General features: G+C 57.1%; 2 protein-coding genes. One reads left to right on the top strand and one right to left on the bottom strand.

All coding sequences use genetic code 11. The features are described 5' to 3' along the window. Window positions 1–13: 13 nt before the first annotated feature. On the bottom strand, window positions 14–505 hold the full coding sequence (locus tag RT21_RS22840; protein WP_256203917.1) for an ATP-dependent nuclease: 492 nt from the start codon (window positions 503–505) through the stop codon (window positions 14–16). A gap of 70 nt (window positions 506–575) precedes the next feature. Between RT21_RS22840 and RT21_RS22835 the strand changes: the two genes are divergently transcribed. Continuing rightward, window positions 576–939 (top strand): helix-turn-helix domain-containing protein (locus RT21_RS22835; RefSeq protein WP_046164462.1); only part of this gene is annotated, 364 nt, incomplete at its 3' end.

Here is a 939-nt window from a genome sequence, read left to right as displayed (position 1 = left end):
AACCGTGTTGCACTCAGCTCCTGCAACCGCCCTTCTTGTCCGGTTCGGAAACGCCGTCCAGCCCCTCGCGTAGATCCTTGACCCTCGTTTGGCGAACGCCAGCGGCTGCGCCTTGTACTTCGCCACTGAGGAAATAGCGGATACTTTCAAATCCGGCCTCGTTGGCTATATGCGATGAGTGCGTGGAAACGACGAACTGGACCGGCCAAGCCGTCTTACTTTCCGTGCCTTCAACCAGCAGTTGAGCAGTCTTCGCGAGCTGACGTATGAAAACCTCCTGCATCTGAGGGTGCAAATGAGCCTCGGGTTCCTCAATGAAGACCAGGTGCACCCCTGGAGAATTTGGTTCGGCCAGAAACGATTTATAGAATCCCGCAAGCTGCAAAAGGATGAAAATGAGGTTTCTGGCTCCAAGCCCGTTGTAGGACTCCGGCAGAGTCACACCGCTGTAGCCGGCATAGCGCACCTTGGTGAAATTGGAGAGCAGCTTGCGAACATCAAGCAATGTCTCGGTATGCAGGGCGGCCGCGAAAACTGAGTGCAACACCTGACCTTTCCGGTACGGTGCTGCCCCTATGTCCTATTCCGAACTCAGCGTCGAAGAGCGCGCCATCATTCAACTCAGTCAAGCTCAAGGCTTCAGCCTGCGCGGCATTGCTCGCCTGATTGACAGGTCGCCCTCGACCATCAGCCGAGAGCTGAAGCGCAATCGAGGCAGTAGTGGTGCTTACTCGGCCCGCTGCGCCCAGCAACAGATGAACATTCGGCGCCAGGTTTGTCGCCCCAAGCGCAAGCTTGTGCCGGGCAGCGAGCGCTTCGAACTGGTGGCCCACATGCTGCGTAAGCGTTTGTCTCCCGAGCAGATTGCCGGCAAGCTGCGCAGCATGACCATACCCAACCTCAGAGATGCCTACGTCTGTCGTGAGACGATCTATAACG

Origin of the sequence: Pseudomonas sp. 10B238 (genome assembly GCF_000970615.1) — a bacterium.
In the GTDB taxonomy this organism is placed as follows: Bacteria; Pseudomonadota; Gammaproteobacteria; order Pseudomonadales; family Pseudomonadaceae; genus Stutzerimonas.
The sequence above is the reverse complement of the archived record's forward strand: the minus strand, read 5'-3'. Positions and strand labels throughout refer to the sequence as shown.